At 72.9% G+C, this 23658-nt stretch carries 24 protein-coding genes; 18 read left to right on the top strand and 6 right to left on the bottom strand.

The window, feature by feature from the left end:
• Positions 1 to 62 precede the first annotated feature (62 nt).
• Positions 63 to 1121, bottom strand: coding sequence for a hypothetical protein (locus tag ACO4JP_RS09585; RefSeq protein ID WP_425953462.1), 1059 nt, complete (start codon positions 1119 to 1121; stop codon positions 63 to 65).
• A gap of 148 nt (positions 1122 to 1269) precedes the next feature.
• On the opposite strand from ACO4JP_RS09585, the gene ACO4JP_RS09580 reads away from it, so the two are divergent.
• The 3 genes from ACO4JP_RS09580 to ACO4JP_RS09570 all read left to right on the top strand — a co-directional run bounded on the left by ACO4JP_RS09580 (position 1270) and on the right by ACO4JP_RS09570 (position 4808).
• The gene (locus ACO4JP_RS09580; RefSeq protein WP_425953461.1) at positions 1270 to 2388 is read left to right on the top strand and encodes a GNAT family N-acetyltransferase; all 1119 of its coding nucleotides are present in this window, start codon (positions 1270 to 1272) and stop codon (positions 2386 to 2388) included.
• A gap of 161 nt (positions 2389 to 2549) precedes the next feature.
• A complete protein-coding gene (locus ACO4JP_RS09575; protein ID WP_425953460.1) occupies positions 2550 to 3812 on the top strand; it encodes a D-alanyl-D-alanine carboxypeptidase family protein in 1263 nt (420 codons plus the stop codon).
• 99 nt (positions 3813 to 3911) lie between these two features.
• Positions 3912 to 4808: a fructosamine kinase family protein gene (locus ACO4JP_RS09570; RefSeq protein WP_425953459.1), complete on the top strand. Its 897-nt coding sequence runs from the start codon at positions 3912 to 3914 to the stop codon at positions 4806 to 4808.
• A 16-nt stretch (positions 4809 to 4824) separates the two neighbouring features.
• Here the strand turns inward: ACO4JP_RS09570 and ACO4JP_RS09565 are convergent, their stop codons facing one another.
• Positions 4825 to 5532, bottom strand: a complete 708-nt coding sequence (locus tag ACO4JP_RS09565; protein ID WP_425957082.1) for a Type 1 glutamine amidotransferase-like domain-containing protein — start codon at positions 5530 to 5532, stop codon at positions 4825 to 4827.
• 218 nt (positions 5533 to 5750) lie between these two features.
• Between ACO4JP_RS09565 and ACO4JP_RS09560 the strand changes: the two genes are divergently transcribed.
• From ACO4JP_RS09560 to ACO4JP_RS09510, 11 genes are all read left to right on the top strand, one after another.
• A complete protein-coding gene (locus ACO4JP_RS09560) occupies positions 5751 to 6623 on the top strand; it encodes a hypothetical protein (protein WP_425953458.1) in 873 nt (290 codons plus the stop codon).
• 30 nt (positions 6624 to 6653) lie between these two features.
• Positions 6654 to 7724 (top strand): SRPBCC family protein, encoded by a 1071-nt coding sequence (locus ACO4JP_RS09555; RefSeq protein ID WP_425953457.1) that lies wholly within the window; start codon positions 6654 to 6656, stop codon positions 7722 to 7724.
• Positions 7721 to 8194, top strand: coding sequence for a gas vesicle protein GvpJ (gvpJ, locus tag ACO4JP_RS09550; protein WP_425953456.1), 474 nt, complete (start codon positions 7721 to 7723; stop codon positions 8192 to 8194). Before ACO4JP_RS09555 ends, gvpJ begins: the two co-directional genes overlap by 4 nt.
• Positions 8194 to 8940, top strand: a complete 747-nt coding sequence (locus tag ACO4JP_RS09545; protein ID WP_425953455.1) for a GvpL/GvpF family gas vesicle protein — start codon at positions 8194 to 8196, stop codon at positions 8938 to 8940. The genes gvpJ and ACO4JP_RS09545 overlap by 1 nt, the downstream gene beginning before the upstream one ends.
• 3 nt (positions 8941 to 8943) lie before the next feature.
• Complete coding sequence (locus ACO4JP_RS09540) at positions 8944 to 9198, top strand: gas vesicle protein GvpG (RefSeq protein ID WP_425953454.1); 255 nt, start codon at positions 8944 to 8946, stop codon at positions 9196 to 9198.
• Entirely contained in the window at positions 9195 to 9620 is a 426-nt protein-coding gene (gene gvpO / locus ACO4JP_RS09535; RefSeq protein ID WP_425953453.1) for a gas vesicle protein GvpO, read from the top strand. The genes ACO4JP_RS09540 and gvpO overlap by 4 nt, the downstream gene beginning before the upstream one ends.
• The gene (locus ACO4JP_RS09530; protein ID WP_425953452.1) at positions 9617 to 10063 is read left to right on the top strand and encodes a gas vesicle protein; all 447 of its coding nucleotides are present in this window, start codon (positions 9617 to 9619) and stop codon (positions 10061 to 10063) included. Before gvpO ends, ACO4JP_RS09530 begins: the two co-directional genes overlap by 4 nt.
• Complete coding sequence (locus ACO4JP_RS09525; RefSeq protein ID WP_425953451.1) at positions 10056 to 11003, top strand: gas vesicle protein; 948 nt, start codon at positions 10056 to 10058, stop codon at positions 11001 to 11003. The genes ACO4JP_RS09530 and ACO4JP_RS09525 overlap by 8 nt, the downstream gene beginning before the upstream one ends.
• Entirely contained in the window at positions 11000 to 11308 is a 309-nt protein-coding gene (locus ACO4JP_RS09520) for a gas vesicle protein K (RefSeq protein ID WP_425953450.1), read from the top strand. The genes ACO4JP_RS09525 and ACO4JP_RS09520 overlap by 4 nt, the downstream gene beginning before the upstream one ends.
• Positions 11305 to 12099: a GvpL/GvpF family gas vesicle protein gene (locus tag ACO4JP_RS09515; RefSeq protein WP_425953449.1), complete on the top strand. Its 795-nt coding sequence runs from the start codon at positions 11305 to 11307 to the stop codon at positions 12097 to 12099. The genes ACO4JP_RS09520 and ACO4JP_RS09515 overlap by 4 nt, the downstream gene beginning before the upstream one ends.
• A 74-nt stretch (positions 12100 to 12173) precedes the next feature.
• On the top strand, positions 12174 to 12695 hold the full coding sequence (locus tag ACO4JP_RS09510) for a GNAT family N-acetyltransferase (protein ID WP_425953448.1): 522 nt from the start codon (positions 12174 to 12176) through the stop codon (positions 12693 to 12695).
• A gap of 24 nt (positions 12696 to 12719) precedes the next feature.
• Here the strand turns inward: ACO4JP_RS09510 and ACO4JP_RS09505 are convergent, their stop codons facing one another.
• Positions 12720 to 14522: a thiamine pyrophosphate-requiring protein gene (locus ACO4JP_RS09505; protein WP_425953447.1), complete on the bottom strand. Its 1803-nt coding sequence runs from the start codon at positions 14520 to 14522 to the stop codon at positions 12720 to 12722.
• Positions 14523 to 14533: 11 nt separating this feature from the next.
• Entirely contained in the window at positions 14534 to 15097 is a 564-nt protein-coding gene (locus ACO4JP_RS09500) for a MarR family winged helix-turn-helix transcriptional regulator (protein WP_425953446.1), read from the bottom strand.
• A gap of 70 nt (positions 15098 to 15167) precedes the next feature.
• Between ACO4JP_RS09500 and ACO4JP_RS09495 the strand changes: the two genes are divergently transcribed.
• The 4 genes from ACO4JP_RS09495 (at position 15168) to ACO4JP_RS09480 (ending at position 19303) form a co-directional block, all read left to right on the top strand.
• Positions 15168 to 16241, top strand: a complete 1074-nt coding sequence (locus tag ACO4JP_RS09495) for a polyprenyl synthetase family protein (protein ID WP_425953445.1) — start codon at positions 15168 to 15170, stop codon at positions 16239 to 16241.
• An 8-nt stretch (positions 16242 to 16249) separates the two neighbouring features.
• Positions 16250 to 17878: an SDR family oxidoreductase gene (locus tag ACO4JP_RS09490; protein ID WP_425953444.1), complete on the top strand. Its 1629-nt coding sequence runs from the start codon at positions 16250 to 16252 to the stop codon at positions 17876 to 17878.
• Complete coding sequence (locus tag ACO4JP_RS09485; RefSeq protein ID WP_425953443.1) at positions 17875 to 18540, top strand: fasciclin domain-containing protein; 666 nt, start codon at positions 17875 to 17877, stop codon at positions 18538 to 18540. Before ACO4JP_RS09490 ends, ACO4JP_RS09485 begins: the two co-directional genes overlap by 4 nt.
• Positions 18541 to 18703: 163 nt before the next feature.
• Positions 18704 to 19303 (top strand): NADPH-dependent FMN reductase, encoded by a 600-nt coding sequence (locus ACO4JP_RS09480; protein WP_425953442.1) that lies wholly within the window; start codon positions 18704 to 18706, stop codon positions 19301 to 19303.
• Between the two features lie 5 nt (positions 19304 to 19308).
• Here ACO4JP_RS09480 and treZ read toward each other — a convergent pair whose 3' ends face one another.
• Positions 19309 to 21144: a malto-oligosyltrehalose trehalohydrolase gene (treZ, locus tag ACO4JP_RS09475; protein WP_425953441.1), complete on the bottom strand. Its 1836-nt coding sequence runs from the start codon at positions 21142 to 21144 to the stop codon at positions 19309 to 19311.
• Positions 21137 to 23638, bottom strand: a complete 2502-nt coding sequence (treY, locus tag ACO4JP_RS09470) for a malto-oligosyltrehalose synthase (RefSeq protein WP_425953440.1) — start codon at positions 23636 to 23638, stop codon at positions 21137 to 21139. Before treY ends, treZ begins: the two co-directional genes overlap by 8 nt.
• Between the last annotated feature and the right edge of the window lie 20 nt (positions 23639 to 23658).

Below are 23658 nucleotides of genomic sequence, written 5' to 3'. Positions count from 1 at the left end.
ATGTTAGCGTTCACATCTAGTTCGTCAAGGCGACGGTGCAGCGTCTGCCCAGGCAGCGCGCGTCAGATGAGCCGCTCGGTCGTGGGGCGACCCGTCAGGCGGGGGATGCGCGCCTCGAAGGTCTGCACGCACCAGAAGAGCCAGAAGCCGCCCAGGAGCACCCACTCCCAGGCCCAGAACCAGCGGTGGCTGTCATCCGTCAGCCCGGTGGCGTGCAGGCCCGCCGTCAGCACGATGCCCACGACCATCGCCAGGGCGACGACGCCGTAGATCACCGCCGTCGTGCGGCGGCCGGTGTCGCCGAAGGTCTGCGCGGCCGCAGTCCGGCCGCGCAGGGCAGCCTCGCCGGCGAGGAGTGCCACGAGAGCCATCGGCAGGAACACGAAACCGCCGCCGAGCTCGTGGGCCCAGAGCAGGAACGATGTCCGCCCGGCGGCGTACCAGACGATCGCCCCGCCCCAGACCAGCGCGATGAGCAGCACGCCCACGACCTCCTCGCCGCGGCTGGGCTCGCGCGTATCGCCCCGCAAGAAACGGTCGCGGAACCACCGCGCGATACCCCCGCTGGAGTCCCGGTAGACGAGAGCGGGGTTGCGCGTGCGCAGCAGCACGTAGACGAACGCCGCGACGATCGCGACCGAGCTCACCCAGAAGTACGGGACGAGCGCGCCGTCGATCCGCGCGACGAACTCCTGGCAGGCGGCCGGGTCCCACCCGCCGTCGGCGACGGCGGGCGGCTGCTGGCCGGCGAGCGTCGGGTCGGGAGCGAGGTGGAAGCAGGGGCCTCGCACAGGCTCCGGCGTCGGCACGAACGCCACGATCGGCGCGAACAGCCCGGCGACGTTGAGCAGAGGCTCCTGGATGCCACGCCCCCGGATGGCGATCATCGCGACGCCCGCCCCGACGAGGACGGCGACGAAGATGCTCTGCACGGGGGTGTACCACGACGCGCTGATCGAGCCGAGCGGCACCCCGCTGGCCGGCGAACGGTCTTCGCGGAGCACGGCCACCGCGAGCAGGGCCACCAGCAGGATGATGGCCACCCGCAAATAGAAGTACGTGATCTCCGCCGCGTCCTCGACGAACGCCGCGTCGTCCGGAGGCTGCCCCGTCTCGTCCATGTCGGGAGAGAGTGGCACGGCCGCGGTCGCGACGCCTGTCAGAGCGCTGGAGCACCCGTCCGCTCGAGGCCGAGTCGGGTCCCGGGACGAAACCGTGCGGCATCAAATGGCGCTGACTCCGGTGGCTGGGTCCCCTACGATCCGCGCCATGAGCGCATCCTGGCAGGTCATCGCGGCCCCGGCTCCCCCGGCCGGCGCCGGCGCCGACTGGGAGTGGACCTGGGTCTACGAAGGGCTCTCGCGCATCCGGCACGACCGTGAGCAGCAGACCTGGGGCTACACCGACCGCTGGGCACCGACGCCCGTCGCCATGGCGTTCCTCACCGACTCTCCCTACCGCCGCACGGTGCTGCGCGTCGCGGTGCGCGAGCACGACGGCGCCCCGACGGCCGATGACGTCCTCGGCGTCGCGCGCGTCACCTTCCCGCTCGACGGCGACGCGCACGTCGGGTTCGTCGACGTCGACGTCGACCCGCACTGCGAGGGTCAGGGCATCGGCACCGCGCTGGCGGACGTCGCGGAGAAGCTCCTCGACCAGGAGGCGCGCACCACCACCCTGACGTGGACGGTCCACGCACCGGAGCCGGAGCCGGGCCCGGGCGTCGTGACGGCCCCGACGGGATCCGGGCGCGTCGACCTCGCCGACCCCCGGGCGCGCTTCGCGACGTCGCGTGGCTTCCGTCTGGAGCAGGTGGCCCGGGCCTCTACCCTGACCGTCCAGCACATCGCCCCCGCCGAGGTCGAGCGCCTCCGCGTCGACGCCGCGGCCCACGCCGGCCCGGACTACCGCGTCCACACCTGGAACCGCACCGTCCCCGAGCAGTACCACGCCGCGCTCGCCGCGCTCTGGGGCCGCATGAGCACGGACGCTCCGACGGGCGCCGTGGACATCCCCGACGAGGAGTGGGACGCCGACCGCGTCGCCGGCCGCCTCGATGACCTGGCCCGCGCCTACCAGCAGTGCCTGCTCGCCGCCGCCGAGCACGTCCCGAGCGGGACACTCGCCGCGTTCACCCTGCTGAGCGTCCCGGAGCCCGACGTGGAGTTCGGCTTCCAGGAGGACACGCTGGTGCTGCCCGAGCACCGCGGGCGCCGCCTCGGGATGCTCGTCAAGGCCACCAACCTCCAGCAGCTCGCCGCGCTGCGGGCGAACGTGCGGCGCCTGCACACGGTCAACGCCGAGGAGAACGCGTTCATGCTCGCGATCAACGTCGCCCTGGGCTACCGGGGCGCGGGCGTGATCGCCACCTGGCAGAAGCAGGCCTGACAGCCCGCCACGCGCGCTCGTCACGTTCCGTGACGAACGCCACAGGGCGCCACGAAGCGCTCGTGACCGGCCCGTGTACACACAACGCGTCACGCGCACAAGGACCCACGCCCAGACACCTAATGTCGTCGGGTCTTGTCGTCGACCCGAGGCCCTGGTTCATGCCGAAGCAGTACCCGATGCGCGCGTCGCTGCACCTCCCCGGTGCGCCGGAGGCGCCGGCGCGCGCCGTTCCCGACGCCCCCGACGTCCCCGCACCGCAGGAGCAGGCCGTGCCGCTCACCCGTGCGGAGCGCCGCGAGGCCGAGCGGGGCGAGCAGCACAGCCGTTGGGCGCAGATCAGCCGTCGGGCGCAGCTCAGCCGTCTGACCCAGACCTGGCGTCTCGCCGCGGTCGCGTCGGCGATCCTGGTGGCGACCGTCATGGTCGACCCGGCTGCCGGTGCCTCGCCCTTCGTCCCGAACGCCGTCCTGGCCACCGACGGCGCGGGGGCGGCGCTCCGGGGCCGTACGGGCGCCGCCGGTCGCTCTGGAGAGCGCACCGCGTCGGTCGACGACGCATCCACCGAGCTGCCCGACGCGGGCGAGGCTCTCGAGGCGGCCAACGGCGCGCTGACCAGGGCCGCGAAGCTCGTCGCCACCGAGGGGCGCTCCACTCCGACACAGCGCGCCGAGGTCCTGGACTCTTCGGCCGTCCTGCATGAGCTGGTCCAGCGCGCGAACGAGGGCGACACGCCCGCGCCCGCCGACCCGGAGGTCGCCGCCGCCGTCGAGACCGCGCTGCAGACCGCCGCGACGTACACGGGCGACGAGACCGTCACTTCGGACGCGCCGGTCGCCCTGGCCGTCGCGCTCGAGCAGTCGACCTCCGCGCTCGAGCTCCTGCTGAGCGGGGCCGAGCCCGCCGCCGTCGCCGTCGAGCCGGCGCCTCCGACGCCCGCCCAGGTACTGGCCGCGCAGGCCGCCGAAGCCCGCGCGGACGCCGAGCGCCTGAGCGCCTACGCGGACATCACGAGCGGGTACGCGAACGGCCGCCTGCCCCTCGACCTGCTGAGCGAGCTCTCCTGGGCCCCGGGGCACAGCCTCCGCCCCGACGCCGCTGCTCAGCTCGAGCGCCTCAACATCGCGTTCCGGGCCGAGTTCGGCCACGACCTCGGGATCACCGACTCCTACCGGTCGTTCGACGGACAGGTCGCCGCTCGAGCGCGGGTGGGGCACCTGGCCGCCACCCCTGGCACGTCGAACCACGGCTGGGGCATCGCCGTCGACCTGGGCACAGAAGTCAACCGCTTCGGCACCGCCCCGCACCGCTGGATGCGGGAGAACGCGACCAACTTCGGCTGGGAACTGCCTGATTGGGCCCGCGAGAACGGCTCCAAGCCGGAGCCGTGGCACTGGGAGTTCATCGGCGCGCCCACGTCGTAGGTCGCCTGGACCCGCCCGCGGCTAGCCCTTGCCGCCCCCGGGGTGCCGGGGGCAGCACCCTGCCCAGGCCCAGGCGCCGCTGGGCGCTACCCTCGCCCGGTGAGCACATCGCCGCAGGCGGTCGCCGTCGCCGCTCCCCCGTCGCCGGATGCTCCGCCCGCGCGCTTTCTCCCGCCCGGCATCGTGGCGCGCAGCGCGCAGAGGCTGACCGGTGGCACCGCGCACCCGGTGTGGCGGTGCGTGCTCGACGACGGCCGCGCGGTGGTGGTGAAGGCGTCCGCCGACGCCGCGGAGGGGATGTTCGCGACCGAGGCGGCGGGCCTCGAGGTGCTGGCGCAGCTCGGCGGACTGCCGACGCCCGGGGTGATCGCCGTCGAACAGCACGCCCTCGTCCTCGAGGCGCTGGAGCCGCAGCTGCCCGACGGCGACGCGTACTGGGAGGCCGCCGGACGCGCCGTCGCGGGGCTGCACGCGGTCCGCTGCGACCGGCACGGCTGGGCGGCGGACGGTTGGCTCGGCCTGTTCCGGCAGCACAACGCGTGGGACACCGACGGCCACCGGTTCTTCGCGGAGAAGCGCGTGCTGCGCTATCTGACCGAGCCCGGCGTCGAGGCCGCGCTCGACGCGGCCGACCGCGCCGGGATCGAGCGCCTGTGCGCCCGCCTGCCCGACCTGCTCCCCGACCACGGCGCCGCGCTCACGCACGGCGACCTGTGGCGCAACAACCTCATCGCCTCCCTCGGTGGCGGCCCGGTGTTCGTCGACCCCGCGGTCAGCTACGCGTGGCCCGAGATCGACGTCGCCATGATGTTCTGCACCGGCGGTGTGCCCGAGGTGTTCTTCGACGCGTACGCCGAGGTGCGCCCGCTCGACGCCGGCTGGCGCGAGCATGCGCGCATCCTCAACCTGCGCGAGCTCCTGGCGGTCCTGGCGACCTGCGGTCCCAACCCGGGCTACGTGACTGCCGTGCGCGAGGTCGTCGCGCGGTACGTCTGACCTCGGCCGGCGCGCGTCAGCCGGCGGCGAGCGTCTGGACCGGGACCTCGAGCTCGACCGCGCCGTCACCGCGGCGCTCGACGCGGAACACCGGCCGACCGGGCTTTTCGGCCACCGCCTCCACCAGCTCGCCGTCGCGCAGCAGGACCGCCGCGTAGTCGTCGACGGCGTAGCCGTCGCCGAGGACGCCCGCACCGACCCAGCCGAGGTACTTCTCGCGCCGCCCTGGCTCGCCCAGGTAGTGGGGACAGGCGCTGGCCGGGACGAACCCGAGCCCGTCGGTCAGCGGCGCGAGCGGTCCGAACGAGTCCGTCGACGAGCCCTCGAACCAGCAGTTCATCCCCGCGCTGACGCCGGCGAGGATCGTCCCGTTCGCCGCCGCGTCGCGGAGCACCTCGGGCAGGTCGTGCAGCCGCCAGACCGCGAGCAGGTTCGCCGTCGAGCCGCCCCCGACGTAGACGACGTCCTGCTCCAGCAGGACCTTCGGGTCCGAGTACCCCCACGGCTGGTGGCAGAAGAGCGACAGCACCGAGGTCTCGGCCCGGCCCGCGAACGCGGCCTCGAACCGCTGGCTGTACGCGTCGGCATCGCCGCTCGCCGTCGGGACGAAGCAGACGCGCGGGCGTGACCTCCCGGTGAGGTCGAGCAGGTAGTCGTCGAGCGCGGACGCGCCGTCGTCCGACATGGAGAAGCCGCCACCACCGAACGCGAGGATCGTTCCCATCACGGCGGGAGTCTTTCAGACGCTCGAGTAAATCCGCGACGCCCGCGGCGTCGGCGTACGCACAACTTGCCACCTGGCTGGTCACGACCCATCTGTGGGCCTCAGGGCGGGGGGATCGGCCCCGGGCTGAGATGCGAGCTGGGGCCGCCCGTCAGAACCTGGCTGAGACGGGTTCGGAGCGGTAGCCCGCGCTGGACCGACCGATCGTGGTGAAGACGATGGACTCGAAGCTCAAGCTCGCGGGCGTGCTGCTGGGCGGTTACGTCCTTGGCCGCACCAAGAGAATGAAGACCGCACTCATGCTCGCCGGCGTCGTCAGCGGGCAGAAGCTCGACCGTCAGCGGCTGATGCAAGTCGGCCAGACGATCCTCGAGTCGCCGCAGGTGCAACAGCTGGCCGACGACGTGACCCACAAGCTTGGCGGTGCCGCGAAGACCGCTGCCGTCGCGGCTGCTACCCGCGGCGTCGACTCGCTGCGGGGCAACCTCGAACGGCGGACGACGGCCCTCGCGTCCCGGTCGACCGAGACGGTGAAGGCTGCCGGCGGCAAGGCGACCGATGCTGCGGGCAAGGCAGCCGGGGCTGCGACGGGCCGACGTCGCAAGAGCCGATCCGCCGACGAGGACCTCGACCAGCGTCAGGAGGACCAGCAGGAGCCCGAGGAGGAGCCTGTCGACGAGGAGTCGCAGGACTACGACGAGGAGCCTGCCGAGGACGAGGCCGAGGAGCCTGCCGAGGACGAGTACGAGGAGCCCGCCGAGGACGAGGGCGAGGAGCCCGCCGAGGACGAGGGCGAGGAGCCCGCCGAGGACGAGTACGAGGGCGAGGCCGAGGAGCCGGCCGACGAGGACGAGTACGAGGAGGCCGTCGACGAGGAGCCCGCCGAGGACGAGGAGCCTGCGGAGGACGAGGAGCCTGCAGAGGAAGAGCCCGAGGAGCCGGCCGACGAGGAGCCTGAGCCTGAGCCCGAGCCCGAGCGCCCCCGGGCGCGCAAGCGCTCGACCAGCACGTCGTCGCGCTCGACGAGCACGGCGTCGCGGTCCCGCGGCGGCCGTTCGTCGACCCGGAGCAGCGACCGGAGCGAGGCGTGACGCCGCTCCCCCGAGCAAAGGAGCAGACACATGAGTGACACCACCCGCAGCACGACCGGGTCGCTTGCCATGGCCCCCCTCAAGGGCGCGGCCGCAGGCTACGCCCGGGCCCTGAGCGACCGGTTGGTCGACCGGCTGTCCGGCTCGATCGGCGGCCTGTCGGACAGGCTGACCTCGATCGGCGACGACGACCGGTCTTCCGGTAGCGACAGCGGCTCTCAGCGGGGCGCCAGCTCCGCGCGCGGCGCCGCCGTCGACGAGAGCACCGAACGTGTGAAGAACGGTGAGAACCCGATCAAGGCGGGGCTGTCCGGCGTCTTGACCGGAGTGAAGGAAAAGGCCAAGGAGGTGTTCGGCGGCGGCGGCGGCGGCGGCAAGGCCAGCAAGAAGTTCAAGTTCAACAACATCGTCGAGAGCTACGACATCGGAGCCCCGGTCGACGTGGTCTTCTCCGCCTGGACGACGTACGACCAGTGGCCGCAGTTCATGAAGAAGCTCGAGCACGCGGAGCTGGACACCGAGGAGAACAAGGCCAAGCTCAAGGGCCAGGTCTTCTGGTCGCATCGCGAGTGGGAGACCACGATCACCGACCAGGTGCCGGGGAGCCGCATCCGCTGGGACTCGACGGGCGCCAAGGGCCACATCAGCGGCATCGTCACCTTCCACTCGCTCGGCGACGACCTGACCAGGATCGCGCTGGTGCTCGAGTACCACCCGCAGGGGTTCATGGAGAAGACGGCGAACCTGTGGCGTGCGGCCAACCGCCGCGTGCGGCTCGAGCTCAAGTTCTTCATCCGGTTCGTCATGACCGAGGTCGTGCTGCGCCCTGACGACTTCGAGGGTTACTGGGCGGAGATCCACGACGGCGAGGTGACGCGCACCCACGAGGAGGTCCGGAAGGAGCGCCAGAGCGACGAGCAGAGCACGAGCAAGGACGAGCAGAGCACGAGCAAGCAGCGCGACGAAAAGAGCACGAGCCGGCAGGGCAGCGCACGGAGCACGAGCACACAGGGAAACCAGCAGCGCCGCGGCCGGCAGCGCAACCGGAAGAGCGAAGAGTCGGGTGACGAGCAGAACGCCGAAACGGAGGAGCCGGCATGAGCCAGACCACCATGAGCCGCTCGCACGGCTCGCACGGCGGCTACCTCGAGCGACCGAGAAGCTCCTCGCTGGCCGACGTCGTCGAGATGATCCTTGACAAAGGACTCGTCATCGACGCCTTCGTCCGGGTGTCCCTCGTCGGGATCGAGGTCATCACCATCGACGCACGCATCGTGATCGCGAGCGTCGACACCTACCTGAAGTTCGCCGAGGCCACGAACCGGCTCGACCTGATGAAGACCGGCCCGCGCGACCTGCCCGGGCTCGTGTCGGACATGACGGAGGGCGCGGCCAGCTCGAAGACCAAGGGGGTCCTCGGCGGCATCAAGGACGCTCTCACCGGTTCGGAGGAGGAGGAGAAGCCTCCCCAGGCGAGCGCGCAGAGCCAGCAGAGCCAGTCGTCGCGCCCGCGGCAGCGCAGCGACGACGCCGAGGGCCAGCCAGCTCGCAGACGGAAGGACGAGGGCTGATGACGGCGACAACCTCTGAGCAGGTGCTGTACCTCTACGGCCTCGTGCAGCACGGCGCCGCGATCTCGGCCGACCTCATCGGCGTCGGACGCGAGCCGGTCCGCACCGTGTCCGCGGGCGACGTCGATGCCGTCGTCTCCGACCTCTCCCCCGCCGACCAGGTCGCGACGGCGGCGGCAGTGCGCGCGCACGCCGGGGTCCTGGACGCCGTCGCCGCGGAGGCGCCGGTCCTCCCGGTGCGGTTCGGCACGACGGCGTCCGATGTGGAGAACCTCGTCGCCGAGCTGGCGGACGAGGACGAGGCCGACTATGCCGACCAGCTCCGCCGGCTGCGCGATCTGGTTCAGCTCAGCGTGCGCGCCCGGTACGTGCGGGACCAGATCATGGCAGAGCTCCTGGAAGAAGAGCCGGAGATCGCGCAGCTGCGGGACGCCACCCGCGACCAGCCTGAGGACGCGATGTATTACGACCGCATCCGGCTGGGCGAGCTGGTCGTGGCCGGGTTCGAACGAAAGCGGGCCGCCGACGCGCCAGCGATCGAGGAGGTCGTCGCGGCGCACGCGACCGAGCTGCGGCACCGCCCGGAGTCGGAGGTCGAAACCGTGCTCGACGTCGCCGTCCTCGTCCCGAGGTCGCGCGTCACGCGGTTCGAGGACGCCCTCGATGCGGTCGCCGAACAGGCTTCGGGCCGGATCGTCTTCCGGCTCGTGGGCCCGCAGCCGCCGTACGACTTCGTGGAGCCCTGAGCCGTGGGCCTCCTCTGGGAGCTCGTCTCGCTGCCTCTGGCGCCCGTGCGCGGCACCATCTGGCTCGCCGAGCAGATCCTCGCGGAGGCAGAGCGCCAGTACTACGACCCGGCCTCGATCCGCCGCGGGCTCGAGCGGGTCGACGAGGCGAGGGCGCAAGGAGAGATCGACGACGCGACCGCTGACGCGCTCGAGGACGAGCTGGTCGCCCGGCTCGTGGAAGCCGAGAGGCCCGGCCGGCAAGGAGGGCAACGATGACCGAGTCCGAGACCGAGACCGAGACCGAGACGTCCCAGGACGCCCGCCCCGCGCGCCGCCCTGCCGGCGAACGCAAGGTCAGTCGCCCGCCGGTGAGGAAGGCTCAGCCCCGGCAGGCAGACCCGCCCGAGAAGAAGCCGGAGCCCACTCACGCCAAGCCGAGGCTGTCCGCGGGTGAGGCTGCTCGTGCGGCCCTGGAGCAGTTCGGCATGCTGGGTCGGCACCACGTCGAGAGCGTCGTGGCCGTGGAGCACCTGGACGACGGCTGGTCCGTCGTGCTCGAGGCCGTGGAGGACAGGCACGTGCCCAGCACTGCCGACATCATGGCCGAGTACGAGGTGCAGCTCGACGAGGGCGGCGAGCTCATGGGCTTCCGGCGGACCAGGCGGTACGTCCGCGGCAGGGCTGGTGACCACGGATGAGCCTGACCACCAGCAGGTCTGCCGGCCGGCTGGAACCGCAGCGCGAACGCGAGGGCACGCTCGCGCACGTCGTGGAGACCCTGCTCGACAAGGGCCTCGTCCTCAACGCCGACATCATGGTGTCGGTCGCGGGCGTCGAGCTGCTGGGCATCCGGATCCGTGCCGCGCTGGCGTCGTTCGAGACGGCCGCCCGCTACGGGCTGGAGTTCCCGGGCGGCACGGAGACGGGAACGGTCGCGTGGCAGCAGGCTCTCGAGCCGAAGGAGACGTGCCCCAGCTGCGGCAAGGAGTCGCCCACGCAGCAGCTGCTCGAGGAGTTCTGCCCGTGGTGCGGGTGGCGCAGCGCGCGGGCGCTCGAGGCGCAGGACCAGGGCGACGTCACCGCATCCTCCGAGGGCGACGAGGACTCCGACCGCGAGGAGCCGGCCGACGACGATGAGTGAGACCGGGACGCTCACCGCGCCAGGCCGGAGCGGCTCGCGCGTGCTTCAGCCGACGCGGAGCACGCGCGCCACGCTGCCCGACCTGCTCGAGGTGTTGCTGAACAAGGGTGTCTACCTGGACCTGGACCTCATCGTCACGGTGGCGGACATCCCCTTGATCGGCGTGAACCTGCGCGCCACCATCGCCGGCATCGAGACCATGCTCGAGTACGGGATGATGCGCCGCTGGGACGCCCAGACGCGCGAGTGGGTACGCCGCTCCCTCGCCCGCCGGGTGCCGCTCGACGAGGACGAGGACGTCGTCGCGCGCATGGCGGGCGGCTACCGCCAGGAGGAACCGTTCGTCACGTGGCGGCCGGGAACCGTCTACCTCACCTCGCGACGGCTCCTGGTGTGGCGGTCCGAGCCGCGCGAGCTGGTGTGGCAGGTGGCCCTGGCCGACATCGCAGACGTCGGCCTGCACGAAGAACGCAGCATCGGCGGCGAGCCCCGCACACGGGTGGCCGTCCGCACGCCTCGGGGGACGGCGCTGCTGTCGGCCGCGGCACCCCAGCGCCTGCGCGACCTGCTCCTCGAGCCGCCCGGGGGCTCACCTGACCCGGCGAAGCCCCTCCCGCTGGCCGAGGGTCCGCTCTGGTACCAGGAGCCGCGCGTCCGCACGCCGGTCTGGCGGGGCGGCATCGGGGCGGTCGACGACGCGGGCGGTCTGACGTGGCGCAGCACCCGCGACGCCAGGGCAGCCGTGCGGCTGGCACCGGGCGACGTCGTCGGCGTGGAGATCGAGGCAGGGCACTCCCCTGTCGGCCGGGAGGTCGTCGTGGTGACGGGTGCGGCCGGGAGGTTCCGGCTCGCGGCAACGGACACCGGGCGCTGGGTGCGGCTGCTCCGAGCGCTGCAGCAGGTGCAGCACGCGGACGACCACCGAGGAGGCGCGGCATGACGCTGAACGTCGACGAACGCTGCCTCAAGGAAGGCGTGCTGACGCTCGTGGTGACGCTGGTCGAGATCATCCAGGAGGCGCTCGAGAGCCAGGCGGTGCGCCGCATCGAGGGCGGCGAGCTGACCGAGGAGGAGCAGGACCGGCTGGGTCAGGCGCTGCTGGACCTCGACGACGCCCTCGAGCAGCTCAAGGACGACCACGGCATCGCCGGCTCCGTGGCCGACCTGCGCCGCGGGCTGGACGACGTGGTCGACGACCTGGTCGACCGGCTGGTCAACCCGTTCACCGAGGAGCTGTCGCCGTGACCGAGGCCGGCCTCTACGTCTACGCGGTGGTGGCCGGGCGTCCCACGGCGCTCGGCACCGGGATCGACGGCCGCGGCCTGCGGCTGGTGTCGACGCCCGAGGGCCCGGCCGCGGTCGTGCACGACCACACCGCCGGGCCGTACACGGGCCCCGACGACGACGTGCGCCGATGGGTGCTCGAGCACAGCGACGTCGTCGACCGCTTGTGGCAGCGGGGCGAGACCGTGCTTCCCGCGAGCTTCAACGTGATCGTCGCTCCGGGTGAGGACGAGCCGCCGCAGCGGCGGCTCGTCGACTGGCTCGCGACGCACTCCGCCGATCTGCTCGCCCGGTGCGCGGCGCTGGAGGGACGTACCGAGCTGCGCGTCGGGATCGCGCTGGCGCCCGAGGAGGCCGCCGCCGGGGACCCAGACATCGCGGCGCTGCGCGCCGAGGTCGCTGCCAAGCCTCCCGGCGTGCAGCGCCTGATGCGCAAGCGCCTGGACCAGCGGACCCGGGCCGTGGCCGAGGCGCTCGCCGAGAGCCTGTACCCCGACTACCGGCGCCGCCTGGCGGCGGCGAGCGAGGACGTGAGCGAGGCGCGCCGGCCCCAGGCCGACCCCGACGTCGTCCCCGTCCTGGACGCCGCGCTGCTCGTGCCGCGCGACGGAGTCGAGGCCGTCGGCCGGGAGCTCGCGGCGATCCAGGACGAGCAGCCTGCCGTCCGCATCCGCTACCTGGGGCCGTGGCCCCCGTACTCGTTCGTGGACCTGCCGACGCCGGACGCCGTCCCGGACACGCCGCGGGCCTAGGCCGAGCTGCCGACGGCGCCGCCCTGTCGCGGCTCGTCTTGCACGGACGAGCAAGCAGGACCACGCTCTCCCCCGTGCCCCCGACCGGAGACCTGCGGATCGCCCCGCGCGACCAGCGCCTCGCCCAGGCTGCGGCCGCACTGCGCGTGGTCCACGAGCACGACGGCTATCCGGTGGTGTGGCCCGTCGACCCCGCGGCGTGGCTGACGCCGGCCGGCACCCTGGCCGCCTGGGTCGCGCTCGCCGGTCACGCCGTCGTCGGGCACGCCCTGCTCGTCGCCGGCGAGCGGGTCGTCTTCGCGGACCGGCTCGCCGCCGCCGCGGCAGTCCCGCTCGCCGGGCTCGCCGGGGTCAGCCGGCTGTTCGTCGTCCCGTCGGCGCGTCGTTCCCGGGCCGCGACGGCACTGCTCGACCATGTCGGTGCGGATGCGGCCGAGTGTGGGCTGCGGCTCGCCCTCGACACGGTCGACGACGGCGGGGCGGCCATCCGTCTCTACGAGCGGCTCGGCTGGGAGCGCGTGGCGGAAGGGCTCGCAGACTGGACGTGGCCGGACGGGCGTCGACCGCTCCTGGCTGCCTTCCTCGCGCCGCAGTAGCCGCCAAGGTCACCGCCTCCGTGCTCAGGCCGCGTCCTCCGGACCGCGCTCCTCGTGCGCCCGCTGCTCGCGCAGCAGCGTGCGGGCGTGCTCGCTGTCGGGCTCCTGGGCCGCGCCACGGTCCATCTGGTCGACCTTCTCCTGGGGCTGGCGTGGCGCCAGGAGCGGCACGTCCCGGTCGACGACGGCCTCGATGACCACCGGCCTGTCGGCCGTGAGCGCCGTGCGCCAGGCGTCCGCGACCTGGTGCGGCGCGTCGACGCGCAGCCCCCGGAGTCCGAGCAGCTCGGCGTAGCCGGCGTACGGGAACGGTGGGACCTCCTGCGACGTCGGGAACCGCGGGTCCCCCTCCATCTCACGCTGCTCCCAGGACACTTCCGCGAGGTCGCCGTTGGCGAGCACGAGGACGACGAACCGGGGGTCGGCCCAGTCGCGCCACCGGGCCGCGACGGTGATGAGCTCCGACAGCCCGTTCATCTGCATCGCGCCGTCGCCCGCGAGCGCGACGACGGGCCGGTCGGGGTGCAGCAGCTTCGCCGCGAGGCCGTAGGGCAGCGCGGACCCCATGGACGCGAGGGTGCTCGACAGGTGTGCGGGGACGCCGTCAGGCAGGCGCAGGAAGCGGGCGTACCAGTAGGTGACCGAGCCGACATCGACGGCGACCTGCGCGTCGGAGGGTAGCTGTCCGCTCAGCTCGTGCACGACGAGCTGCGGGTTGAGCGGCCGCGCCTCCTGCGCGGTGCGCTGCTGCGCGACGTCGTGCCAGGCGTTGACGAACCCCTCGACCTGCGACCGCCAGCCAGGTCGCTCGGGAAGCATCGGCAGCAGCGCGGAGAGGGTGGGGCCGGCGTCCCCGACCAGCGCGACGTCGACCGCCTGCTTGGTCCCGATGTTGCGGCCCGTGATGTCGACCTGGACGGTGCGCGCCTGGCCGGGCGGTGGGTAGAACTCGGTCCACGGGTCGTTGCTCCCGACGATCAGCAGGGTGTCGCAGCCCGCCATGAGGTCCGCCGAGGCGGTCGTGCCCAGATGGCCCATGACGCCGCAGTGGTAGGGCAGCGACTCGTCCAGCACGGGCTTGCCGAGGAGCGAGGTGGTGAGGCCGGCCCCGAGGCGCTCGACGACGGCCCGGACCTCGTCGGGCGCTCGGGCCGCGCCCTGGCCGACCAGCACGGCGACCCGTTCGCCGGCCGTCAGGAGTTCGGCGGCCCGGCGAAGGTCGTCGTCGAGAGGGACCGCGCGCGAGCCGGTGTACTCGGTGGACGAGTGGACGATCCCGTGGGAGTGCTGCTCACCCTGGGGCAGGTCCGCCTTCTGCACGTCGTGCGGCACGATGACGCAGACCGGGCTCGAGGTGGCCATCGCCGTGCGGAACGCGTCGTCGATGACGTGCTGCACCTGCAGGGGGGACACGACCGTCTGCACGTACTGCGCGCACACGTCCTTGAACAGCGTCGGCAGGTCGACCTCCTGGAGGTAGCCGGCACCGAGTGCGGTGGTGACGACCTGTCCGACGATCGCCACCACGGGCTTGCGGTCGAGCTTCGCGTCGTAGAGGCCGTTCAGCAGGTGGATGGCGCCGGGGCCCTGGGTCGCGAGGCACACGCCGACACCGCCCGAGTACTTGGCGTGGCCGGTCGCCATGAACGCCGCCATCTCCTCGTGCCGCGCGGTGACGAGCTCGATGTCGCCCTGCCGCCGGTGCAGGGCGGCCAGGATCGGGTCGATGCCGTCCCCGGCGAAGCCGAAGATGCGTTCGACGCCCCAGTCCACGAGTCGTCCGACAAGCCCGTCGGCCACCGTTGCCGCACTCGTCTCTGAGGCCATGAACATTCACGCTAGGGCCGCTGCCGATGGCTCGCACGTGGCTCAGGTGCGCCGTCGTGGTCGACGACGACGGTGCGTGCTGCGTCGTCGTCGCCCTGCTCCATCTGGGCGGCCATCGCGAGCAGGAAGTCGCGCACCGCGGGCTTGCAGTGGGCGGGGACGGCCCTGGCGGCCTCGAGCATGCGCTCGTGCATGCGCGTGAGGCGCTCGCGGACCTCGGCGTGTGCCTTGGGCGACGCGAGCACGACGACGGAGCGCCGGTCGTTGGCATGCGGCTGGCGCTCGAGATGTCCGGACGCACACAGGCGGTCGAGGAGCTTGGTCGTCGACGCGGTCGAGATCCCCAGGGATGTGGCGAGCGACCTCGGGGTCGCGGGCTCTTCGCCCCACTCGCGCGCGATGACGTGCTGCAACGCGCGCAGGTCCGTGAGGTTCATGTCCATGTCCCGGCTCACCCGGAGGCGCATCGCCTCGTCAGCCCGGCGAAAGGCGCGGAGCGCCTCGAGGAGACGACGAGGTTCCGGGTCCTCGTCGTCGGCGTACCAGTACGAGACCGCATTTGCCCCGAGATCCATGGTTGACATCCTAGCCGCTCTCCTGGCTAGTATCTTGCTAGGCTAGCGAAGACCGGAAACGGAGAAACCCATGGACTCATCCACCCACGCGGAACGGCCGCCGTTCGTCGAGACCGCCGTCGCGCGCGCCCTCCAGCCCGGACGTCTAGGACAGTCGCCCGTGTGGGATGTGCTGCGGTCAACGGCCCAGGGCGGGAGCCGCCTCCGCCCGCGCGTCCTGCTTGCCGCGTACGACGACCTGGGGGGCCCGAGCCCGCGCGAGGTGCGGGCCGTGGCCGAGCGGGTCGCGGGCGCCATCGAGCTCCTGCACACCGCGTTCCTGGCCCACGACGACGTCATCGACGACGACCACATCCGCCACGGACGGCCCAATGTCGCGGGCACGTACGCCGCGACCGCACTCCGTGCCGGCACCTCTGCCAAGGACGCGCACGCCTACGGAGCAGCCGCCGGCATCCTGGCCGGTGACCTCGCCCTTGCCACCGCGTTCCGCGAGGTGGCTCTGTGCGGCGCCCACGCCTCGGTGACGGCCGCGCTGCTCGACCTGTTCGACAGGACGATGCACGTCACCGCGGACGGCGAGCTCTCCGACGTCTGGCTCGGCCTCGACCGGCCCGGGGACGACGCGGATCTCGCCGTCGTCCTCGCGGCGGCCGAGCGCAAGACCGCCGCGTACACGTTCGAGCTGCCGCTCAGGGCGGCCGCGCTCCTCGCCGGCAGTCAGGACCTGGAAGTCTCGCTCAGCCTGCTCGGCCGGGCCCTCGGCCTGGCGTTCCAGCTCCGTGACGACCTGGTCGGCACGTTCGGCGACCCGGCGGTCACAGGAAAGAGCGCGTCGTCGGACCTGAGGGAGGGCAAGCGCACGGCCCTGGTGATGCTCGCCCGGGGCACCCCGGCTTGGGAACGGATCGCCGGTGTGCTCGGGCGTCCGGACGCACCCAAGTGCCGCCTGCTGGCCGGATGGCCGGGCGCGCTGAGCGCCGCGCTCGTGGTGCCGTACATCGCGAGCATCGCGACCTATCGCCACCTGGCCGACGCCGACAGCGACCGGGCGCACGCTGGATGGCGGACGTTCCTGTGGCTCAACCTGCTGACCGGGTTCCTCGTCACGCAGCTGCTGATCTGGATCGCGTTGGGGAGGTGATCGTTGCCATGAAGATCGCAGTCACAGGCGTCACGGGTTACGTCGGCGGGCGGCTCGTCCCCGAGCTGCTGCGCTCGGGGCATGACGTGCGCGGTCTCGCCCGACACCCCTCACGGCTCGCGGGCCGTGACTGGGTCGGCCAGGTCGAGGTCGTCGAGTCCGACGCCGGCGACCTCGACCAGGCGCGGTCCGCGCTCGAAGGCTGCGAGGTCGCCTACTACCTGATCCACTCCCTCGGCACGGGCACCGCTTTCGAGGCGCGCGACCGCCGGACGGCGCTGACCTTCGCGCGCGCGGCGCGCGAGGCGGGCGTCGAGCGCATCGTCTACCTGGGCGGCATGTACCCGGATGTGCCGGAGGCTGAGCTCTCGCGCCACCTGTCATCACGCAAGGAGGTCGGCGAGATCCTGCTCGCCTCGGGCGTGCCGACGACGGTCCTGCAAGCCGCGGTCATCCTGGGCTCGGGCTCCGCGTCGTTCGAGATGATGCGCTACCTCACCGAGCGGCTGCCCGCGATGACCACGCCGCGGTGGGTCGACTCGCGGGTGCAGCCCATCGCGATCCGCGACGTGCTGCGCTACCTCGTCGGTTCGGCCGAGATGCCTCCGGACGTGTCACGGGCGTTCGACATCGGCGGGCCCGACGTCCTCACGTACCGCGAGATGATGCAGCGCTACGCGCACGTGGCGGGGCTGCCAAGCCGGTTCATCCTGCCCGTGCCCGTGCTCACCCCTCGGCTGTCGAGCCTGTGGGTCGGTCTCGTCACGCCTGTCCCCTCCGGCATCGCCCGCCCGCTCGTCGAGTCGCTCGCGAACGAGGTGGTCTGCCGCGACGACGACATCAAGCAGTACGTACCCGACCCGCCCGCGGGCCTCCTCGGGTTCGACGACGCGGCCGAGCTCGCGCTCCAGCGCATCCACGACGGCGAGGTGAGCACGCGGTGGTCGTCGGCCTCCGTGCCAGGTGCGCCGTCGGACCCCTTGCCGACCGATCCGGACTGGGCCGGCGGCTCGCTCTACGCGGACGAGCGCCGCCGCGTCGTCGACGCGCGGCGCGACGTGCTCTGGCAGGTCATCGAGGAGATCGGCGGTCAGGGCGGCTGGTACTCGTGGACGCTCGCCTGGCGCGTCCGCGGGCTGCTCGACCGCCTGGTGGGCGGTCCCGGCCTGCGGCGGGGGCGCCGCGACGAGCAGCGGCTGCGGGTTGACGACGCGCTCGACTTCTGGCGCGTGGAGGATGTCGAGCCCGGCAGGCGACTGCTGCTGCGCGCCGAGATGCGGCTGCCAGGCCTCGCCTGGCTCGAGCTCCGCGTCGACGAGTCCGCCGCCGAGATCACCGACGCGTCCGACGTCGGGCCGTCGCCCTATGCGGCCGACGGCCCGGGGCGCACCTTCTTCGCCCAGCGCGCCCTGTACCACCCGCGCGGGCTCACCGGGCAGCTCTACTGGTGGGCCGTCAAGCCCTTCCACGGCATCGTCTTCGGGGGCATGCAGCGCAACGTGGCGCGTGAGGCGGAGCGCCGGGCCGGCGCGTCCGCCGCCACCCCGACGGGCGAACAAGACCCAGGCGCGGTCCGCGTGCCTGCGGCCCCCACGGGCCACCACCTCGACGAGGAACGAAGGAGTCCACGACCATGAAGATTCGGCACATCCTGAGGAACGCGGCAGTGGCTGCCACGGTGGCGGCCTTGGCCGGCGCGGCCCTCGCTGCACCGGCTGCGGCCACCACGCGGACGCACCACCACACGGCGCTCGGCACAAGGAGCCTGGCGACCGTGCTCGCATCCGACGGCGACAAGTTCGACCACAACTGGTACGACTTCGACATCGTCGACCAGGCCGTCGCCGCGGTCCTGGCCGCAAAGCCCGGGAGCCCGGTCGGGTTGCTCGCCAAGGGCTCCGTCCCGTTGACCGCGTTCATCCCGAACGACCGCGCCTTCCAGCGCTTCGCGTTCGACCTCACACACCACTGGGAGCACACCGAGCGAGGGGTGCTCAACGCGATCGTCCGCGCCGCCGGCGTCAACGGGGTCGAGCAGGTGCTGCTCTACCACGTAGTCCCGGGCGCCACCATCACCGCCCGTCAGGCGCTTCACTCCGACGGCACCGTGCTGAAGACGGCGCAGGGCGAGACGTTCCGGGTTGACGTGATCAACCGCTGGCGGCCGCTCGTGCGCCTCATCGACAAGGACCGCAACGACCGCGACCCGTACCTCGTCAGGTACGCGCTCGACATCAACAAGGGCAACGTCCAGATCGCGCACGGCATCAGCGCCGTGCTGCGCCCGTTCGACCTCTGAGCCCGCACCCGAAGGACGGCCCTGGCGGTTGGCGCCAGGGCCGTCCTCCCGTGACGGCGACCTCGCGCATGCGGCCGACCGCTCGCACGTGGTCCTCGGCGCGCGCACGGTAGACGAGTGGGCCGGTCGTCGACCCCGCGATCGACGAAGGGACGGAACCGCCATGCCGTACAAGATCGGATACCTGATCGGAAGTCTCGCCACGGGCTCGATCAACCGCACGCTGTCGGAGGCGCTCATCGCTCTCGCGCCGGACGACCTCGAGTTCACCGAGATCCCGATCGGCGACCTGCCGCTCTACAGCTCGGACTACGACGCCGACTACCCACCCGAGGGGCGGGCGCTCAAGGACGCGATCAAGGCGTCCGACGGGCTGCTCATCGTCTCCCCCGAGTACAACCGGTCGATCCCCGGCGCGCTCAAGAACGCCATCGACTGGGGGTCGCGCCCGTGGGGCCAGAACTCGTTCGCCCGGAAGCCCACCGGCATCATCGGGGCATCGCCGGGAGGGATCGGCACCGCCGTGATGCAGTCGTCGATGCGCGCCGTCCTGAGCTTCCTCGACGCGCCGCAGCTCAACGCCCCGGAGGCCTACATCACGTTCAAGCCCGACGAGTTCGGCCCCGACGGTGAGGTGCGGAACGAGATCACGGCAGGCTTTCTGCGGCACTACATGGAGGAGTACTTCGCGTTCGTGCAGCGCGTCCTCGACGCGAACGGCGCCGGCCACATCGGGGACGAGGACGCCGAGACCGCGCACTGAGCCGGCTACGACGCTGCCTGGCGGCGCATCACCGCGAACCCCGGCTCGTGCAGGGTCACGGTGGTCGTCGCGTCCGGCGCCGGCTGCACGTCCACGGGCGCCCACGCGAGAAGCACCTCGCGGCCCTCGCCGTCGAGCGGCACGACCGCGCCGTCGTCCGACCAGCACACGACGACGTCGGTCGCACCGGCCGTACCCCCACGCGTCATGACCAGCCAGCCGTCGCCCGTGCGCACCCGCGTGGCGCGGCGGTCCCCGGACGCCACCTCGGGCAGCGCGTGCCGCAGACGCACGAGCTCGCGGTAGGTCTGAAGCAGCCTTCCGTGTGGCGCGCCCTCGAGCTCGGCCCAGTCGAGCCGCGATCGGGCGAAGGTCTCGGGCGACTGCGGGTCCGGCACCTCGATCTCCCGGCCGTAGACCTCGGTCCACCGGTGCGCAGCGAGCTCGGCCGCGCGGCCCTCCCGCACGGCCTCGGCGAGCTCGGGCTCGCCGTGGTCGGTGAAGTACTGGAACGGGGTCGAGGCGCCCCACTCCTCGCCCATGAACAGCAGCGGCGTGCCGGGCCCGAGGAGCACGACGGCAGCGCTGACGGCGAGCCTGCCGCCCGGCAGCACCCGCGACGGCCGGTCGCCCAGCGCACGGTTGCCCACCTGGTCGTGGTTCTGCGAGCAGACGACAAAGCGACGCCCGTCGACGTCGTCAGGCACGGGGGCGCCCCAGTCGCGGCCACGGAAGGTCGACCAGCCGCCGTCGTGCACGAACACGCGCGAGAGCGCCTTGGCGAGCGTCTCGGGGGACCCGAAGTCCACGTAGTAGCCCTGGCGCTCGCCGGTGAGCAGCGCGTACAGGGCGTGGTGCAGGTCGTCCGACCACTGTGCCGTCATGCCCAGGCCCGGCCGGCCGTCGAGCGCCTGCCCCGTCGGCGTGACCATGCGCGCGTCGTTGAGGTCCGACTCGGCGACGAGCGACAGCGGCCGCCCCAGCTCGCGCTCGAGCGCGGCAACCGCGTCGGCCAGCTCAGCGAGCACGTGCCGCGGGGAGTCGTCGACGAGCGCGTGCACGGCGTCGAGCCGCAGCGCGTCGACGTGGAAGTCGCGCAGCCAGCGCAGCGCCTTCTCGACGACGAACGCCCGCACGGGCCCGGCGTCGTCGCCGTCGAGGTTGACCGCGTCGCCCCACGGCGTGCTGTGCCGGTCGGTGAAGTACGGCCCGAACTGGCCGAGGTAGTTCCCGGACGGGCCCAGGTGGTTGTCGACGACGTCGAGGCAGACCGCGAGGCCGCGTGCGTGCGCGGCGTCGACGAACCGCTGCAGCGCGGCCGGCCCGCCGTACGGGTCGTGCACCGCCCACAGGGCGACGCCGTCGTAGCCCCAGCCGTGCCGGCCGTTGAACGCCGCGACCGGCATGAGCTCGACGACGTCGACGCCGAGCCCCACCAGGTGGTCGAGGCGCTCGGTCGCGGCGTCGAGCGTGCCCTCGGGCGTGAACGTGCCGACGTGCAGCTCGTAGAAGACCGCCCCCAGCACCGAGCGCCCCGGCCACGCGTCGTCGGCCCACGTGTGGAGGCCCGCGTCGAACGTCCGCGAGAGCCCGTGCACGCCGGCCGGCTGCCACGGGCTGCGCGGATCGGGCAGGGGTGGGCCGTCGTCGAGCGAGAAGGCGTAGTCCGTGCCGGGCTCCAGCTCCTGCCGCGAGCGCCACCAGCCGTCGTCCTCGGGTGCCATGGGAAGCCGGTCGACGACGTCGGGGCCGAAGGTGAGCACGAGCGTCACCGTGCGGGCGCGCGGGGCCCAGACGCGCACGGGCGCCGGCGAGCCCGGAAAGGGGCGCAGGTCAGGCATCGTCGTCCGCCACGAGCAGCGCCACCGGCCAGGCGCCCAGCAGGTCGCCGAGCTGCGCGGGCCCGCCGTCGTGCGTGCGCCCGGTGAGGGCGCCGTGCCAGCGGCCTTCGGGCAGCACGATCGTGGCCTCGGCGAGCGCACGCGCGGCCGGTCCCGCGTCGGCCAGGCGCGTGGCGACCACGGCGGCGCGCGGGACGCCGTTGGCGGTCCGCGTGAACGCGATCGCGTGCCCGCTCGTGCTGGGCAGGGGCTCGTAGCCGGCGACCTCGCCGACGAAGGCCTCGGCGTGCTCCCGCCGGGTCCGCAGCGCGGCGGCGACCACGGCGAGCTTCTCGTCGTCGAGGTCCGACGGCGTCCGGCCACCGTCGAGCCGCGCGAGCCGGGACGCGAGCGCGCCCAGGTCGACCGGGCGGCGGTTGTCGGGGTCGACGAGCGACGTCCCGGTGACCTCGCTGCCCTGGTAGACGTCGGCGACGCCGGGCAGCATGAGCTGGAGCAGCTTGGTCGCGAGCACCGACCGCCGCACCGTCGGTGCGACGCTCGCGACCCAGGTGTCGAAGGCGGCGACCACCTCGGGGTCGGTGAGCAGCGCGGCGGCGTACTGGGTCATCGCCTGCTCCCGGTCGGCGTCGGGAGCGGTCCACATGGTCCACTCCTTCTGCTCGCGCGACGCCTTGAGGAGGTACTCGGTAAGCCGCTCGGCCTCGATCGGGCCGTCCGCGGTCCACGTCCCCGCGAGCGTCTGCCACAGCAGGTTCTCGGTCCGGCCGTCGAGGTCCGCAGGCCGGAGCTCGGCCGTCTCCGTGCGCAGCCGGCGGACGAGCGCGACCCACGCGTCGGAGTGCGCGGCGATGGCGCCGATCCGCGCGCGCACGTCCTCGCCGCGCTTGGAGTCGTGGGTGGACCCGGCGGTCATGGTCCCGGGCCACGCGGCCGCGGTCCGGCGCGCGAAGGCGTGCAGCTCGTCGGGGTCGACGCCGAAGCGCTCCGGTGCACCGCCGACGTCGCACAGGCTGACCAGGTGCGTCCACCGGTAGAACGCCGTGTCCTCGACGCCCTTGGCCATGACGGCGCCGCACACCTGCGGGAAGCGGACCATGAGCTCGGCCCGGCGCTCCTCGAACGTGCGCCCGGCGCTCCCCACCTCCTTCCCGAGCAGCAGGTCGACGACGACGTCGAGCGTGTCGTGCCGGTCGGGGTCGAGCCGGCCCCGCGCGACGTCGGCCGCCCGGTGGAGCACCCGCGCGGCCGCGGGCGGCGCGGGCTCGCCCGGCACGACGTAGGCGCGGTAGCGGTCGAACGCCACGACGAGCTCGACGACGCAGTCGCCGAGCGAGCGGAACGTGTGATCGCGCAGGCGCACGTCGTCGTGACAGATCGCCGCGAGCAGCGACGTCACCCGGTGGACCTCCGCGTACAGCGAGGTCTCGACGATCTGGCGCTTGGCCTGCTCGATGACGGCAGGCAGGTCCGCGTGCCCGCCCGTGACCTCCCCCATGAGCGCCGCGAGCGGCACCGCGCCGGCGGGGTCCACCTGCAGCGCGTGCAGGCGCCACGCCGCGTCGTAGCCGGTGGTGCCGGCCACGGGCCAGTCGTCGGGCAGCTCCTCGTCGCCCTCGAGGATCTTCTCGGCCACGACCCACGCGCCGCCCGTGGCGTCACGAAGCCGGCGCAGGTAGCCGCGCGGGTCGGCGAGCCCGTCGGGATGGTCGATGCGGAAACCGTCGACCACGCCGGCGTCGTAGAGCTCGAACAGCAGCGCATGGGTCGCGTCGAGCACCTCGGGCACCTCGACCCGGATGCCGGCCAGCGTGCCGATGTCGAAGAACCGGCGGTAGTTGAGCTCCTCGTCGGCCACGCGCCAGTAGGCGAGGCGGTAGTGCTGCCGCCCGACCAGCTCCGCGAGCGGCAGGTTCTCCGTCTCGGGGCGGACCGGGAAGACGTGGTCGTAGTAGCGCAGCACCGCCTGCTCGCCCGCGTCCGGCTCCGTGGGCACCACCATGCGCTCCACCGACAGCTCGCCCGCGGCCAGCACGTCACCGATGCGCGAGCCCAGCACCGGCATGAGCAGGATGCCCGACTGTCCGTCGCCGAGGTCGACGTCGAACCAGCGCGCGTACGGCGACTCGGGGCCGTGCTTGAGCACCGACCACATCTGCCGGTTGTGCCATGCGGGGGTCGGCACGGCCATGTGGTTGGGCACCACGTCGACCACGATGCCCATGCCGCGCGCGTGCGCTGCCGTGGCGAGCGACTCGAGCCCGGCACGCCCGCCGATGACGTCGCTCACGCGCGAGTGGTCGACGACGTCGTAGCCGTGCGTCGACCCGGGCGCCGCCCGCAGCACCGGCGAGAGGTACAGGTCGGTGACGCCCAGAGCCTCGAGGTAGCCCAGCGACTTCTCGACGTCGGCGAAGCTCAGGTCCGGCCCGAGCTGGACTCGGTAGGTGCTGACGGGCAGCCGCCGTCCAGGCGCGGGCAGGTGGCTGTGCATGGCACCCAGGCTCACACGGG

Origin of the sequence: Xylanimonas sp. McL0601 (assembly GCF_049852175.1) — a bacterium.
Taxonomy (GTDB): domain Bacteria; phylum Actinomycetota; class Actinomycetes; order Actinomycetales; family Cellulomonadaceae; genus Xylanimonas.
The sequence above is the reverse complement of the archived record's forward strand: the minus strand, read 5'-3'. Positions and strand labels throughout refer to the sequence as shown.

Bases quoted from the DNA above. Each gene is read 5' to 3' on its own strand.
- ACO4JP_RS09585 (WP_425953462.1), bottom strand. From the start codon at position 1,121: ATGGACGAGACGGGGCAGCCTCCGGACGACGCGGCGTTCGTCGAGGAC.
- ACO4JP_RS09580 (WP_425953461.1), top strand. From the start codon at position 1,270: ATGAGCGCATCCTGGCAGGTCATCGCGGCCCCGGCTCCCCCGGCCGGC.
- ACO4JP_RS09575 (WP_425953460.1), top strand. From the start codon at position 2,550: ATGCCGAAGCAGTACCCGATGCGCGCGTCGCTGCACCTCCCCGGTGCG.
- ACO4JP_RS09565 (WP_425957082.1), bottom strand. From the start codon at position 5,532: ATGGGAACGATCCTCGCGTTCGGTGGTGGCGGCTTCTCCATGTCGGAC.
- ACO4JP_RS09560 (WP_425953458.1), top strand. From the start codon at position 5,751: ATGGACTCGAAGCTCAAGCTCGCGGGCGTGCTGCTGGGCGGTTACGTC.
- ACO4JP_RS09555 (WP_425953457.1), top strand. From the start codon at position 6,654: ATGAGTGACACCACCCGCAGCACGACCGGGTCGCTTGCCATGGCCCCC.
- gvpJ (WP_425953456.1), top strand. From the start codon at position 7,721: ATGAGCCAGACCACCATGAGCCGCTCGCACGGCTCGCACGGCGGCTAC.
- ACO4JP_RS09545 (WP_425953455.1), top strand. From the start codon at position 8,194: ATGACGGCGACAACCTCTGAGCAGGTGCTGTACCTCTACGGCCTCGTG.
- gvpO (WP_425953453.1), top strand. From the start codon at position 9,195: ATGACCGAGTCCGAGACCGAGACCGAGACCGAGACGTCCCAGGACGCC.
- ACO4JP_RS09530 (WP_425953452.1), top strand. From the start codon at position 9,617: ATGAGCCTGACCACCAGCAGGTCTGCCGGCCGGCTGGAACCGCAGCGC.
- ACO4JP_RS09525 (WP_425953451.1), top strand. From the start codon at position 10,056: ATGAGTGAGACCGGGACGCTCACCGCGCCAGGCCGGAGCGGCTCGCGC.
- ACO4JP_RS09520 (WP_425953450.1), top strand. From the start codon at position 11,000: ATGACGCTGAACGTCGACGAACGCTGCCTCAAGGAAGGCGTGCTGACG.
- ACO4JP_RS09505 (WP_425953447.1), bottom strand. From the start codon at position 14,522: ATGGCCTCAGAGACGAGTGCGGCAACGGTGGCCGACGGGCTTGTCGGA.
- ACO4JP_RS09500 (WP_425953446.1), bottom strand. From the start codon at position 15,097: ATGGATCTCGGGGCAAATGCGGTCTCGTACTGGTACGCCGACGACGAG.
- ACO4JP_RS09495 (WP_425953445.1), top strand. From the start codon at position 15,168: ATGGACTCATCCACCCACGCGGAACGGCCGCCGTTCGTCGAGACCGCC.
- ACO4JP_RS09490 (WP_425953444.1), top strand. From the start codon at position 16,250: ATGAAGATCGCAGTCACAGGCGTCACGGGTTACGTCGGCGGGCGGCTC.
- ACO4JP_RS09485 (WP_425953443.1), top strand. From the start codon at position 17,875: ATGAAGATTCGGCACATCCTGAGGAACGCGGCAGTGGCTGCCACGGTG.
- ACO4JP_RS09480 (WP_425953442.1), top strand. From the start codon at position 18,704: ATGCCGTACAAGATCGGATACCTGATCGGAAGTCTCGCCACGGGCTCG.
- treZ (WP_425953441.1), bottom strand. From the start codon at position 21,144: ATGCCTGACCTGCGCCCCTTTCCGGGCTCGCCGGCGCCCGTGCGCGTC.
- treY (WP_425953440.1), bottom strand. From the start codon at position 23,638: ATGCACAGCCACCTGCCCGCGCCTGGACGGCGGCTGCCCGTCAGCACC.